This window comes from Bradyrhizobium centrolobii, from assembly GCF_001641635.1.
GTDB lineage: Bacteria > Pseudomonadota > Alphaproteobacteria > Rhizobiales > Xanthobacteraceae > Bradyrhizobium > Bradyrhizobium centrolobii.
On sequence record NZ_LUUB01000079.1, the window covers coordinates 403,273 to 416,807 of the forward strand.

At 64.7% G+C, this 13,535-nt stretch carries 13 protein-coding genes; 7 read left to right on the forward strand and 6 right to left on the reverse strand.

Annotated elements, in window-relative coordinates; all coding sequences use genetic code 11:
- Positions 1-9 precede the first annotated feature (9 nt).
- The gene (gene ntrC / locus AYJ54_RS28220; RefSeq protein ID WP_063704070.1) at positions 10-1,452 is read left to right on the forward strand and encodes a nitrogen regulation protein NR(I); all 1,443 of its coding nucleotides are present in this window, start codon (positions 10-12) and stop codon (positions 1,450-1,452) included.
- Positions 1,453-1,618: 166 nt separating this feature from the next.
- Here ntrC and AYJ54_RS28225 read toward each other — a convergent pair whose 3' ends face one another.
- On the reverse strand, positions 1,619-1,813 hold the full coding sequence (locus AYJ54_RS28225; RefSeq protein ID WP_063704072.1) for a hypothetical protein: 195 nt from the start codon (positions 1,811-1,813) through the stop codon (positions 1,619-1,621).
- A gap of 150 nt (positions 1,814-1,963) precedes the next feature.
- On the opposite strand from AYJ54_RS28225, the gene AYJ54_RS28230 reads away from it, so the two are divergent.
- From AYJ54_RS28230 to hflX, 4 genes are all read left to right on the forward strand, one after another.
- Positions 1,964-4,330, forward strand: a complete 2,367-nt coding sequence (locus AYJ54_RS28230; protein ID WP_063704287.1) for a sensor histidine kinase NtrY-like — start codon at positions 1,964-1,966, stop codon at positions 4,328-4,330.
- A gap of 17 nt (positions 4,331-4,347) precedes the next feature.
- Positions 4,348-5,718: a nitrogen assimilation response regulator NtrX gene (gene ntrX / locus AYJ54_RS28235; RefSeq protein ID WP_063704074.1), complete on the forward strand. Its 1,371-nt coding sequence runs from the start codon at positions 4,348-4,350 to the stop codon at positions 5,716-5,718.
- Positions 5,719-5,968: 250 nt separating this feature from the next.
- On the forward strand, positions 5,969-6,217 hold the full coding sequence (gene hfq, locus AYJ54_RS28240) for an RNA chaperone Hfq (RefSeq protein ID WP_007591126.1): 249 nt from the start codon (positions 5,969-5,971) through the stop codon (positions 6,215-6,217).
- Between the two features lie 11 nt (positions 6,218-6,228).
- Complete coding sequence (gene hflX / locus AYJ54_RS28245) at positions 6,229-7,614, forward strand: GTPase HflX (protein ID WP_063704076.1); 1,386 nt, start codon at positions 6,229-6,231, stop codon at positions 7,612-7,614.
- A gap of 10 nt (positions 7,615-7,624) precedes the next feature.
- Here hflX and AYJ54_RS28250 read toward each other — a convergent pair whose 3' ends face one another.
- A complete protein-coding gene (locus AYJ54_RS28250) occupies positions 7,625-8,512 on the reverse strand; it encodes a LysR family transcriptional regulator (protein ID WP_063704077.1) in 888 nt (295 codons plus the stop codon).
- Positions 8,513-8,561: 49 nt separating this feature from the next.
- Here AYJ54_RS28250 and AYJ54_RS28255 point away from each other — a divergent pair, with 49 nt between their 5' ends.
- Positions 8,562-9,593, forward strand: coding sequence for an SMP-30/gluconolactonase/LRE family protein (locus AYJ54_RS28255; protein ID WP_063704079.1), 1,032 nt, complete (start codon positions 8,562-8,564; stop codon positions 9,591-9,593).
- Here the strand turns inward: AYJ54_RS28255 and mazG are convergent.
- A complete protein-coding gene (gene mazG / locus AYJ54_RS28260) occupies positions 9,585-10,439 on the reverse strand; it encodes a nucleoside triphosphate pyrophosphohydrolase (protein ID WP_063704081.1) in 855 nt (284 codons plus the stop codon). The two genes, AYJ54_RS28255 and mazG, sit on opposite strands and share 9 nt — an antisense overlap.
- 477 nt (positions 10,440-10,916) lie before the next feature.
- Between mazG and queC the strand changes: the two genes are divergently transcribed.
- A complete protein-coding gene (queC, locus tag AYJ54_RS28265) occupies positions 10,917-11,630 on the forward strand; it encodes a 7-cyano-7-deazaguanine synthase QueC (protein ID WP_063704083.1) in 714 nt (237 codons plus the stop codon).
- Positions 11,631-11,791: 161 nt separating this feature from the next.
- On the opposite strand, the gene AYJ54_RS28270 is transcribed toward queC, so the two are convergent.
- From AYJ54_RS28270 to nthA, 3 genes are read right to left on the reverse strand one after another with little or no spacing between them, the layout of a single operon-like run.
- Positions 11,792-12,172 (reverse strand): nitrile hydratase accessory protein, encoded by a 381-nt coding sequence (locus AYJ54_RS28270; protein ID WP_063704084.1) that lies wholly within the window; start codon positions 12,170-12,172, stop codon positions 11,792-11,794.
- On the reverse strand, positions 12,172-12,831 hold the full coding sequence (gene nthB / locus AYJ54_RS28275; RefSeq protein WP_063704086.1) for a nitrile hydratase subunit beta: 660 nt from the start codon (positions 12,829-12,831) through the stop codon (positions 12,172-12,174). The genes AYJ54_RS28270 and nthB overlap by 1 nt, the downstream gene beginning before the upstream one ends.
- Positions 12,828-13,454, reverse strand: coding sequence for a nitrile hydratase subunit alpha (gene nthA / locus AYJ54_RS28280; protein ID WP_063704087.1), 627 nt, complete (start codon positions 13,452-13,454; stop codon positions 12,828-12,830). Before nthA ends, nthB begins: the two co-directional genes overlap by 4 nt.
- Positions 13,455-13,535: the final 81 nt, after the last annotated feature.

Genomic DNA, 13,535 nt, shown 5'->3' on the forward strand with positions numbered 1-13,535 from the left:
GGATTAACGATGCCCGCAGGTAGCATTCTCGTCGCTGATGATGACACCGCCATCCGCACGGTTCTCAATCAGGCACTTTCCCGCGCCGGCTATGAAGTCAGGCTGACCGGCAACGCCGCCACGCTGTGGCGCTGGGTCAGCCAGGGGGAGGGCGATCTCGTCATCACCGACGTGGTGATGCCGGACGAGAACGCTTTCGATCTGTTGCCGCGAATCAAGAAGATGCGGCCGAATCTGCCGGTCATCGTGATGAGCGCGCAAAACACCTTCATGACGGCGATCCGCGCCTCCGAGCGCGGGGCGTACGAATATCTGCCAAAGCCCTTCGACCTGAAGGAGCTGATCGCAATCGTCGGCCGCGCGCTCGCCGAGCCGAAGGAGCGCACGCCGAGCCCGGACGAGGACGCCGAGATGGAGGCGATCCCGCTCGTCGGCCGCTCGCCGGCGATGCAGGAAATCTACCGCGTGCTGGCGCGCCTGATGCAGACCGACCTCACCGTGATGATCACGGGCGAGTCCGGCACCGGCAAGGAGCTGGTGGCGCGTGCGCTGCACGATTACGGTAAGCGCCGCAACGGGCCCTTCGTTGCGGTCAACATGGCGGCGATCCCGCGCGACCTGATCGAGTCCGAACTGTTCGGCCATGAGCGCGGCGCCTTCACCGGCGCCAACACCCGCGCCTCCGGCCGGTTCGAGCAGGCCGAGGGCGGCACCCTGTTCCTTGACGAGATCGGCGACATGCCGATGGAGGCGCAGACACGGCTCTTACGCGTGCTCCAGCAGGGCGAATACACCACCGTCGGCGGTCGCACCCCGATCAAGACCGACGTGCGGATCGTCGCCGCCTCCAACAAGGACCTGCGCGTCCTGATCCAGCAGGGGCTGTTCCGGGAAGACCTGTTCTTCCGCCTCAACGTCGTACCGCTGCGGCTGCCTCCCTTGCGCGAACGCATCGAGGACCTGCCGGATCTCGTGCGCCACTTCTTCGCGCTGGCCGAGAAGGATGGTCTGCCGCCGAAGAAGCTCGATGCGCTGGCGCTGGAGCGGCTGAAGCAGCACCGCTGGCCGGGCAATGTGCGCGAGCTCGAGAACCTCGCGCGGCGCCTCGCGGCGCTCTATCCGCAGGACGTGATCACGTCCTCGGTCATCGACGGCGAGCTGGCGCCGCCCTCGGTCAGCCCGGGCGCTGCGGTCCAGCAGGGCGTCGACAATCTCGGCGGCGCGGTGGAGGCCTATCTGTCCTCGCACTTCCAGGGTTTCCCGAACGGCATGCCGCCGCCGGGCCTCTATCACCGCATTCTCAAGGAGATCGAGGTGCCGCTGCTCACGGCAGCGCTGGCCGCCACCCGCGGCAACCAGATCCGCGCCGCGGACCTGCTCGGCCTCAACCGCAACACGCTGCGCAAGAAAATCCGCGACCTGGACATCCAGGTTTATCGGAGCGGGAGCTAGTCACAGCGGCCGGCGGTGGCTCAGCTCCCCCTACCAAAGCGGAGCTGAGCCTGTCCGAATCGCGCCGGCCTGGCTGGCCGGCGCGGTGAGCAGAAGTCGGAAAATGACCGAAATGTTCTGCGGTCTCGCGTGGGTTGGTCGCTCGACCGCAGGTCGCGGCGTGTCCTTATCTGACGAGCCGGGCCGGTGCCGCGGGCAGGACGTTGGCCGACTCCTGCATGCCGGGACCGTTGACCAGGAGGTCTGAGGCCACGATCAGCAGCAGCACGGCCGAGACCATCATCGCGAGGAAGAATCTGTCCATCACCTTCAAGCCGTGATGCCGGGAATCCGTTCCGTCCGACGGGCGCCGATCCGACATGCCAGCCCGCCAAAAACCTGCCAGCGCTGTGGATGCGCCGGTCCGTTACGGCCTAGACGCCGCGGAATTGTCGCAATTCGGCAACATTGTGGTAGGAATGCATCAGTGTCCGCCTCGCCGCGGATCCCCGTTTTCAGCACCATTGCCGGAATGACCAGCGCAGATACCTCGGCCGCATCCTTTGACACGGCCCCAGCCGAAGAGCCCAAGCGCTGGTCGCTGAGCCGGTTGCTGGCACCTTTTGCCGTGGCGCTGGCACTGCTGTCGGCGTTTCTAACCTTCGTGGTCCTGACCGGCCTGACCAGGATCGAGCCGACACCCGAGGTCGTCCGGTCCTTCCTGCTGATCAATGCCGGCACCATCCTGCTCCTGGTCGGCATCATCGTCCGCGAAGTCTGGCAGATGATCCAGGCCCGCCGGCGAGGGCGGGCGGCGGCGCGGCTGCACGTCCAGATCGTCGGCCTGTTCTCGATCGTTGCGGTGCTCCCGGCGGTGCTGGTTGCCGTCATCGCCAACGTCACCATCGAGCGCGGACTGGACCGCCTGTTCTCGGGACCGACCAAGGAGGTCATACAGAACTCGCTGTTCATCGCGCGCGCCTATATGCAGGAGCATGCGCAGCTCATCCGCGGCGACATCATCGGCATGGCCAATGACGTCGCGCGCGTCTCGCTGCTGTTTGACCGCGATCGGCAGTCCTTTCTCCAGATCCTGACGGCGAGTGCGGCGGCCCGCAACCTGCCGGGCGCCATGATCATGGGCAAGGACGCCAATCCGATCCTGTCGGCGGAAACCGGCGGCATCCCGCTCGCCTTCTCGCCGCCAAATCCGGAATTTTTGAAGAACGTCAACGAGAACGAGCCCGAGATCGCCGTCCTGCCCGACCAGAATCTGGTCGCTGCCGTGATCAGGCTCAGGTCCTTCAACGACACCTTCCTCTACGTCGCCCGCCAGCTCGATCCGCGCGTGGTGGATCAACTCAAGCAGACCGAGCTCAGCGTCGCCGAATACGCCCAGATCGAGTCTCGCCGGCTCGGCATCCAGGTCGCCTTCGCGCTGATGTTCGCGGTGATCGCGCTCACCATCCTGATGGCCTCGGTGCTGATCGGGTTCAACTTCGCCAACTCGCTGGTGGCGCCGATCCGGCGGCTGATGAACGCGGCCCACACGGTCTCGACCGGCAATCTGCATGTGCAGGTGCCCGTGCATAAGTCGGAAGGCGACCTCGCGCAGCTGGGTGAGACCTTCAACAAGATGACGCAGGAATTGCGCAGCCAGCGCGACGAACTCGTCAACGCCAGCGATCTCATCGACAGCCGTCGCCGCTTCATCGAGGCGGTGCTCTCCTCGGCCAGCGCCGGCATCATCGGTGTCGATGCCTCCGGCAGCGTCGGCATCCTCAACCGCTCTGCCGAGAAGCTGATCGGGCACGCCGAGTCCGAGACGCTCGGCCATCCCTTGTCCGACGTACTGCCCGAGCTCGACGAGATGATGAAGACCGCGCGGGAAGGGACCCAGCGCCTGGTGCAGGGGCAGATCACCATCACGCGCGACGGGCAGGAGCGCAATCTGTCGGTCCGCGTCAGCGCGGAGAAGACCAGCCAGCCGCGCGACAGCTACATCATCACGCTCGACGACATCACCGAGCTCGTCTCGGCGCAGCGCACCTCGGCCTGGGGCGACGTGGCGCGCCGCATCGCCCACGAGATCAAGAACCCGCTGACGCCGATCCAGCTCTCCGCCGAGCGCATCCGCCGCAAGTTCGGCAAGTCCATCACCGAGGACAAGGACAAGCAGATCTTCGATCAGTGCACCGACACCATCGTACGCCAGGTCGACGATATCCGGCGCATGGTCGACGAATTCTCGCGCTTCGCGCGCATGCCGAAGCCGGTGATGGAAGGCGAGGACGTCGCCGACACCGTGCGGCAGGCCGTGTTCCTGATGAAGGTCGCCCATCCCGAGATCGATATCGAGGCCGAGTTCAAGGAAGATCCGCTGCGCGCCCAGTTCGACCGGCGGCTGATCTCCCAGGCGGTCACCAACATCGTCAAGAACGCGACGGAGGCGATCGAGCAGGTGCCGGCCGAGGAGCTCGGCAAGGGATACGGCAAGGGCCGCATCGACGTCGTGGTGTCGCGCGAGGGCGAGGACGTGCTGATCGACGTCATCGATAACGGTATCGGCCTGCCCAAGGTCGCGCGCTCGCGGCTCCTCGAGCCCTATGTGACGACGCGCGCCAAGGGCACCGGCCTCGGGCTCGCGATCGTCGGCCGCGTGCTGGAAGACCATGGCGGGCGCATCGAGCTGAAGGACGCCTCCGACTTCCGGGAGGGCCAGCGCGGTGCCTGGATGCGGATGCGCTTTGCGATCTCCGGCCATCCCTCGAAGATCGAGGTCGCCGAGGCGGCACCCGCCAACACGAAACAGGAAACAAAAGAGCCGGCCCCCGGAACCAAAGGGCCGGCCGAAAAGACTAATGACTCAACGAAAATCGAAGCCTCAACAGGCAGCTGACAACACAGGCGCGACCCATGGCAAGTGAAATTCTGATTGTCGATGATGAGGCCGATATTCGGGATCTCGTTGCGGGCATTCTCGAAGACGAGGGATTTGTTACCCGGACCGCGCGCGACAGCGATACGGCGCTCGCCGAGATCGCCAACCGCCGACCGCATCTGGTGTTCCTCGACATCTGGCTCCAGGGCTCGAAGCTCGACGGGCTGCAACTGCTCGAGCAGGTCAAGAAGGACAATGCCGACCTGCCGGTCGTGATGATCTCGGGGCACGGCAACATCGAGACCGCCGTCGCCGCGATCAAGCGCGGCGCCTACGACTTCATCGAGAAGCCGTTCAAGGCGGATCGGCTGATCCTGGTGGCGACCCGGGCGCTGGAGAACTCGCGACTGAAGCGCGAGGTCAAGGAGCTGAAGCAGCTCGCGCCGAGCGCAAGCCAACTCGTCGGCCGCTCGCCCAGCATGAACCAGCTGCGCCAGACCATCGAGCGCGCGGCCAAGGCCAACAGCCGCATCCTGATCGTCGGCCCCGCCGGCGCGGGCAAGGAGCTCACCGCGCGCACGCTGCACACGGCCTCGGGCCGCGCCGACGGGCCTTTCGTGGTGATCAACGCGGCTGCGATCACGCCAGAGCGCATGGAGCACGAGCTGTTCGGCGTCGAGCAGACTAACGGCGAGCAGCCGCGCAAGCCCGGCGCGCTCGAAGAAGCTCACGGCGGCACGCTGTTCATCGACGAGATCGCGGACATGCCGCGCGAGACCCAGAACAAGATCCTGCGCGTGCTGGTCGAGCAGTCGTTCCAGCGCGTTGGCGGCACAGCCAAGGTCCAGGTCGACGTACGCATCATCTCCTCGACCGCGCGTAACCTCGAGGAGGAGATCGCGGCCGGCCATTTCCGTGAGGATCTCTATCACCGCCTCTCGGTGGTGCCGATCCGCGTGCCCGCGCTGTCGGAACGGCGCGAGGACATCCCGGAATTGATCGACTACTTCATGGAGCAGATTTCGGCCGGCAGCGGCCTGCCCAAGCGCCAGATCGGACAGGACGCGATGGCGGTGCTGCAATCGCATGTCTGGCCCGGCAATGTGCGCCAGCTCCGCAATAACGTTGAGAGAGTCATGATTCTTGCTGCGGGCGGGCCGGAGGTGATCATCACCGCCGACATGTTGCCGCAGGACGTCGGCTCGATGGTGCCGGCGATGCCGACCAGCAACAATGGCGAGCACATCATGGGGCTGCCGCTGCGCGAGGCGCGGGAAGTGTTCGAGCGCGACTATCTGATTGCACAGATCAGCCGATTTTCAGGAAATATTTCTCGCACGGCAGAGTTCGTTGGCATGGAACGTTCGGCCCTGCACCGGAAGTTGAAGGCGCTCGGCGTCGGTTGACGCCCCGCGCCCTTGCGGGTCACACGTTCACAATATCCGAGGAAAAACATCGATTTCCGTAGTTTTTCGGTCCAATAGGGCGGGCTCTGCCGCGTGAAGCGGCTTGCCTAATAAGCCTACCTGTCCTCTAATCGTACGGCCGGACCTCCGAGGGGGATCTCATGAGGGACGGCAACCGGGAGAGGCCCCAAATTTCACAAGAGGGCCGCAACCGGCGCAATAAAAAGAAACTCAAAGCGAGATAAAAACAATGGCGGCAGACCGCGCACAAAACCTACAGGACACCTTCCTTAATCACGTTCGCAAAACCAAGACGCCACTGACGATCTTTCTGGTCAACGGAGTGAAGCTCCAGGGCATTGTGACCTGGTTCGACAATTTCTGTTTGCTGCTTCGGCGCGACGGTCACTCGCAGCTCGTTTACAAGCATGCGATCTCGACCATCATGCCTGGCGCTCCGATCCAGCTGTTCGAAGGCGGTGAGGATCAGCCGGCTTGAGAGTGATCTGATTGGAACCCCGGAATTTCGACGGGGATGCCGACCGTCCGCGGTCGGCAGGGGCTAAGCAGACGGGGCGGGTGCTGGTCATCGGCCCCTACTTGCGAGTGCGTGCGGGAAGTGCCGACGCGCAATCGGAAAGCTATGTCCTGCGTAACGCCGAGGCTCGGCTCGACGAAGCCGCGGGCCTTGCGCGCGCCATCGATCTCGTCGTCGCTGACGCCATTATCGCGCCGGTCAGCCAGATCCGCCCCGCCACCTATATCGGCAAAGGCAAGGTCGAGGAGATCTCCGGGCTGATCACGAGCCTGGAGGTCGAGCTCGTCGTGATGGATTGTGCGCTGTCGCCGATCCAGCAGCGCAATCTCGAGAAGGCGTGGAATGCGAAGGTGCTCGACCGCACCGGGCTGATTTTGGAAATCTTCGGCCGCCGCGCCAAGACCAAGGAAGGCTCGCTCCAGGTCGAGCTCGCGCATCTGAACTATCAGCGCTCGCGCCTGGTGCGCTCCTGGACCCACCTCGAACGCCAGCGTGGCGGCTTTGGCTTCATGGGCGGCCCCGGCGAGACGCAGATTGAGGCCGACCGCCGCTTGATCTCCGAGCGCATCTCGCGGCTCGAGAACGAATTGAAGAAGGTGCAGGCGACGCGGCGCTTGCATCGCGCCGGTCGCCAGCGCGTGCCGTACCGCGTCGTGGCGCTGGTCGGCTACACCAATGCCGGCAAGTCGACGCTGTTCAACCGCTTGACGCGCGCGGACGTGCAGGCCGCCGACATGCTGTTCGCTACGCTCGATCCGACCCTGCGCGCGCTCAACCTCCCGCATGGCGGCAAGGCGATGCTGTCCGACACGGTCGGCTTCATCTCCAACCTGCCGACGCAACTCGTCGCGGCCTTCCGCGCCACGTTGGAGGAGGTGCTGGAAGCCGACGTCATCCTGCATGTGCGCGACATCTCGCATGACGACGCCGAGGCGCAGCAGAGCGACGTTGACGCGGTGCTGCGGCAGCTCGGCATCAACCCTGATGATTCCGGCCGGATCATCGAGGTCTGGAACAAGATCGACCGCTTCGACCCGGAGCAACGGGAGGAGCTGCTCAACATCGCCGCGCGCAGGCCGGAGGATCACCCGGCGATGTTGGTCTCTGCCGTGTCAGGCGAGGGGATCGACGCGTTGCTCGCCGCGATCGAGGAGAGGCTCGCTGCAAAACGCACCACGCTCAACCTCTCCATCGATGCCGCCGATGGCGCCGGCATCTCCTGGCTGCACCGCAATTCCGAGGTGCTGGCGAAGGAGCTGCACGACGGCCGCTTCGACATGACGGTGCGGGTGGACGAGACCAAGCGGGATATCGTGGTGAGCCGCTTCGACGCCGTACCGCATCACGCGCACAACTAGCTCGTACCCCTCACGCTGCAAGCAACCGGCCAGCCGCGAAATCCAGGAACGCGCGCAGGCGCGGCGAGCTGAACTTTCCCGACGGCCAAACCAACCAGAAGGCCCCCTGGACGGCTTCAGCGTCTAGAACGATCCGCAGTTGGCCCGCGTCCAGCGCGTCCCTGATGAGGAAATCCGGAGCCCAGGCGAGCCCGAGCCCCGCGACAGCGGCCGCGCAGACTGCCTCCATGTTAGAGCAGACGACGAAGGGGGTTGTTTCTTCAACGACGGCTTGCGTGCCGTTGGCGAACAACCATGACTGCATGACGTCGGTGCCGGGATGCCGAAAGCGGATCAGACGCTGGTTGAACAGCGCCGCACAATCGCTGGGTTCGCCAAATTCGGTCAGATAGGAGGGCGCCGCGCAGAGAACGAAGCGGAACGAGCCTAGCTTGCGCGACATCAAGCCTGAGTCCGGCAAGACCCCGCTACGGATCGCAAGATCGAACCCCTCAGCGACCACATCCCTGATCCGATCGTCAAAATCGAGGTCGAGACGAATCTTCGGATGCGCTCGCGTGAATTCGGCGAGATGCGGTGCCAGGAACCGATAGCCGACGGTCGGAAGGCTGATCCGCAGCAGTCCCTGTGGCACACCCGCCGATGCCGAGAGCAGCGTTACAGTCTCGTTCCACTCTTCCTGGAGCCGCCGGGCACGACCAAGCAGCAGTTCGCCTTCCGCGGTGAGGCTTACATGCCGGGTGGTGCGGTTGAACAGACGTACGCCTAGCTGTGTCTCGAGCGCGGCGATGGCTTTTCCGGTAGCTGACGGCGACAGCCCCAGCTTTCTCGCCGCGGCGGCGAAGCTCAATGTTTCCGCGACGGTCACGAAGGTTTCGAGCGATGGGAGACTTTGCATGGATCGAGATTAGCGAATTCTATTCGTCGATGTCGCGAATTTCCGCCCGATGATCGCAGACCGCCGCACCTTTATTCTCGATTTCACAGAGACCACAAAGGTACGAATGATGACTGCGAGCTACGATTTCCTTGGATTTGTCGAGGGCGCCTGGAATCCGGAGGACCTGGTCGCATTGCCGGGCACGCCATGGATTATCGTGAGCGCCATGCGATCCGCGCGTCATCCGGGCCGCCTGTTCAAGGCTGACCGGACCCGGCCATCGGCGGTGAGCGAACTCCGCTGGGACGCCGCGCCAGAGCAGGGCCAGCTGGGACCCGACGTCTTCAACCCTCACGGGATTGCCGCACGTCAGCTTGCCGCGGGGACCTTCGAAATGCTGGTCGTGGACCATGGCGGTGGCGAGGCAATCGATCGGTTGCTGCTTGAGCTACGTGACGAGGGGCCCGTCGTCGTAGAGGCAGAGCGTCTGGTGCAACCGTCGGGAACCTCGGCCAACGCAGTCGCCCACATGCAGGATGGCGGGTTTGTGATGACCAGCATGTTCGACCCCGGCGACACGGATACTCTCTTGCGTTTTGCGCGGGGTGAAAAAACCGGGCAGGTCTGGCGCTGGTCGCGCTCGCGTGGCTGGAATCGGTTCGGCGAACTCCAGATGTCCGGCGCCAACGGTATCGCCGTATCGAGCGATGGACGTTCGGTTCTGGTCTGCGAGTGGGCGGCACGCCGCGTCTGGCGGCTCGACGAACATGGCCGCCCGATTGCAAGCGTGGGGACCGACTTTTTGCCTGACAATCTTCGCTGGACTACGGATGGCCGTCTGCTGCTTGCGGGTCAGTTGGATCGGCCGGAACGTGTGTTCGGCTGCGAGGCGCGCGGTGAGCGCTGCCCGCTGGCTTTCAAGGTCGTGCGGCTTGATCCAGTCAGCCTCGAAATCGAGCCGCTGATCGCAATGGACGACGCCTCTGCCACGGCCACGGGCTTTGGCGGTGCGACCGGAGCCTTGATGGTGGATGAGTTGATCTGGGTCGGGAGCTTCACCGGAATGCGGATTGGCGTTTTTGGGCCAGTGTCAACGTGATCTTGCGGTGTCGCCGGATCCAGCAGCGGGTCGCTCGCTGCGCTTCGCAGCATTCCACAACTCATCCATCTCTGCCAGCGACGCCTGTTCCAGCGTCCGGCCCTGCGCCTCAAGCGCGCGCTCGATATAGGCAAAGCGGCGCTCGAATTTGGCATTCGTCGCGCGCAGTGCGGATTCGGGGTCGGCGTCGACGTGGCGTGCGAGGTTGACGAGGGCGAACAGGAGGTCGCCGGTTTCTGCCGTCAGCTCCTGCTTGTCGTTGCGGTCGAGCGCGGCTTCGATCTCGTCGGCTTCCTCACGTATCTTATGTAGCACGGCGCGCGGGTCGTTCCAGTCGAAGCCGACGGTGGAGGCCTTGCGCTGGAGCTCCATGGCGCGCGTCAGCGCCGGCAGGCCGGCCTTGACGCTCGACAGCAGCGACTTGTGCGAGGTCTGCTCCGGCGGCCGGCGCGCGGCACGCTCGGCCTTCTCCTCGGCCTTGATGCGATCCCAGACTTCCATGACGTGGGAGGGCGCGAGATTGCCATCCTTGTCGACGAACACATGGGGATGGCGCCGGATCATCTTGCGCGTGATGGCCTCGACGACGTCGCCGAAGGCGAACGCGTTCTGCTCCTCGGCCATCTGGGCGTGGTACACGACCTGCAACAGGAGGTCGCCAAGCTCCTCGCGCAGATCGTCGAGATCGCCGCGGGTGATGGCGTCGACCACCTCATAGGCTTCCTCGATCGTGTAGGGCGCGATCGTCGCAAAGTTCTGCTCGAGGTCCCAGGGGCAGCCGGTTCCCGGGGCTCGCAAGGCGGCCATGATCTCGATGAGGCGGGCGATGTCGCGGGAGGGCTTCACAGTGAAATACGGGGCGCTATTGTCATGTAAGGTGTGGCCTATCTCGTTTTGCGTCTTTCCGGAAGATTTCGCGCGTCCTCGACTGTGTCTCTAATGAGGTCCGCCAACTCCGCGTCAGTGCCCATGCGGCTGACGGAACGACCATCATCGTGGAAGCCATCAGCCCGATAAACATTAAAGGATGTTTCTGTCAGGGTGAACCGCCACCCTGGTATTTTTGGAAATTTTGGCTCGGTCGTACTCATACGGAAATGCCAAATGTATATTGGGCTTCCCAGGGGCAGCCGGTCGCGGGCGCGCGCAGCGCCGCCATGATCTCGATCAGGCGGGAAATGTCGCGGGAAGGGGTCATTGCAGGCCATTCTCTTAGCTCCCCGCCTTATGCCAAAAGCGGCCCTCATTTCCCAGCCTAACGCGGCGGAACGGGCCGATTTCCACCGATTGGCGGGCCACGCCCGTGGTGCTAAAGCGCGGGGCATGAGTGAACCATTTTCATCCGAAACCGCGCTGGTGCTGTTCTCCGGCGGCCAGGATTCCACCACATGCCTTGCCTGGGCGCTCAGCCGGTTTGCGCGCGTGGAAACGCTGGGGTTTGAATACGGCCAGCGCCACGCCATCGAGCTTGCCTGTCGCGATCGCCTGCTCGACGGTCTCAAGGCAGTGCGTACGGAGTGGGCGGAGAAGCTCGGCGAGAGCCACACGCTGTCGATCCCGACGCTGGCGGCCGTGTCCGAGACGGCGCTGACGCGCGATGTTGCGATCGCGATGGGCGCGGACGGCCTGCCGAACACCTTCGTGCCCGGTCGCAACCTGGTGTTCCTGACCTTTGCCGCGGCGCTGGCCTACCGGCGCGGCGTCACCCATATCGTCGGCGGCATGTGCGAGACCGACTATTCCGGCTATCCCGATTGCCGCGACGAGACCATCCGCGCCATGCAGGCCGCGCTCTCGCTTGGCATGGCGAAAAAGTTCGAGCTGCATACGCCTCTGATGTGGATCGACAAGGCGGCGACCTGGAGGCTGGCGCACGACCTCGGCGGGCAGGGGCTGGTCGATCTCATCCGCGAGCAGTCCCACACCTGCTATCTCGGCGAACGCGGCGCTCGGCACGATTGGGGCTATGGGTGCGGGGAGTGCCCGGCGTGCAGCCTGCGGGCGAAGGGGTGGAAGGAGTACGCGGCGGCGAGCTGACGCCACATGGACGGTGTCGTCACCCGCGAAAGCGGGTGACCCAGTATTCTAGAGGCGTTCGCGTGACACGGAGAAGCCGCGGCGTACTGGATTCCCCGCTTTCGCGGGGAATGACAGTGTTGGTTGGGGCGAGCAGCGTGACCTCGTAAACCCGCTAGCAACTACCGCGCAAAATCCTCCGCCCTCAGCTCGATCGGCTTGCCGTGCGGGGTGCGGTCGGCGGCGTGGTCCCAGGCGTCGCGATAGCGGTGCAGGGTCTCCGTGGATGCGACGCCCTTGCTTGCGACAAGCTTTTCCAGCGTGGCGAGCCAGTGCAGATAGTAGGTCTCGCCGGTGTCGGGATCGCCCGCGGCCTGTGCGCGCTTGATTTCGTCGGCGAGCGCTGAGGCCCATTCGGGCCAGGTAAACACGCCGCGATCGTGCAGCGTCAGCGCCATGGCGAAGGCATGCGCCTCCCAGGGCGCGCGGAACACCGGGCCGTCATCATCGCGCGGAATGCTCGGAATCGCCGCCGTCGCGGCGGCAGCAGGCGTGCTGCTCATCACGCCGGGTCCAGATAGGGCTCGAATGCGTCGATCGAGACTTTTGAGGTCGGATCACCGTCGGCCCCCCAGAGATCACGGCCCTCGAACACCACCGTGTAGAGCCATTGCGGATTCTCGCCGAGCTCCATCGCCGCCGAGTCCGGGAAGACGTGACAGCCGTGGTTCAGCTCGACGACGCCGACATGGCCGCGCACGTAGCGCGGCAGCCGGGTGTGCGTCGCCGGATGAATGTTCTTGGCGCGCACGCGGTCGCCGATCTTGAATTTGGCGGGCGCCGGGGCCGGGCGGGCGAACTTGCCGCGCACCATGACGCGCTCGACATCGTCGAGATCGAACTTGCCGTGCTTGAGCGCTTTCGCCGGCTGCACCGCGTGGCCGGCGGCGACGTCCTCCCTGCCGAGGTAGCCTTTCTCGATCAGCATCTCCTCGAGGCCGAGGAACCATTTCTTGTAGTAGGAGCTCGAGAGGTACACGTGCGGCGGCAGCGTCTCGCGATAGAAGCGCGACGTATCGATGTTGAAAGCGCCGGCCGCGCCCATCGCGCGCACCATTGCCAGGACACGCGCCTCCCAATCCGCGTGGAACATCGGCTCGTTGAGCTCGGGCTCGACCTTGCCGAACCCATCCATGCCGCCCATGTCGTGCACGCCGTTCACGACGGCGCTCCGGGCTTTTTGGGAAAGCCGGTGCCGATCATTGAATCGCGGGTGACGAGCTCGGCGAGCTGCTCCTCGCTCCAGCCTTCCGTGCCCTCCGGGCGCATCGGCAGCACCAGGAAGCGCGTCTCGGCGGTGGAATCCCATACCCTGATTTCGGTGTCCTTCGGCACCGTGACGCCGAAATCGGCGAGGACGCCGCGCGGATCCTTGACAGCGCGGGAGCGGTAGGGCGCGGCCTTGTACCAGACCGGCGGCAGCCCGAGCATTTCCCAGGGGTAGCAGGAGCACAGCGTGCACACGACCATGTTGTGACGCTGCGGCGTGTTCTCGACCACCACGAGATGGTCGCCGACGCGGCTGACATGGCCGAGCGTGCCGATCGCCTTACTGCCGTCCTCCAGCAGCGCCTTCCTGAAGGCCGGATCGGTCCAGGCCTTGGCGACGACGCGCGCGCCGTTATGCGGACCGATCTTGGTCTCGTAGGCCTGGATGATGGCATCTAGCGCGGCCGGCTCGACATAACCCTTCTCGGTCAGGATCGTCTCGAGCGCGCGGACGCGCAGCTCGGTCTCGGACAGTTTCGAATGATCATGGTCGTGGTGGTCGTGATCGCTGCTCATGGGGCGGAAGATTGGCGCAATCTTCCCCGCCTGTCGAGCTTTCGTTGCAGCGCAATCCGGCCACGTATTCGTGACGCCGTT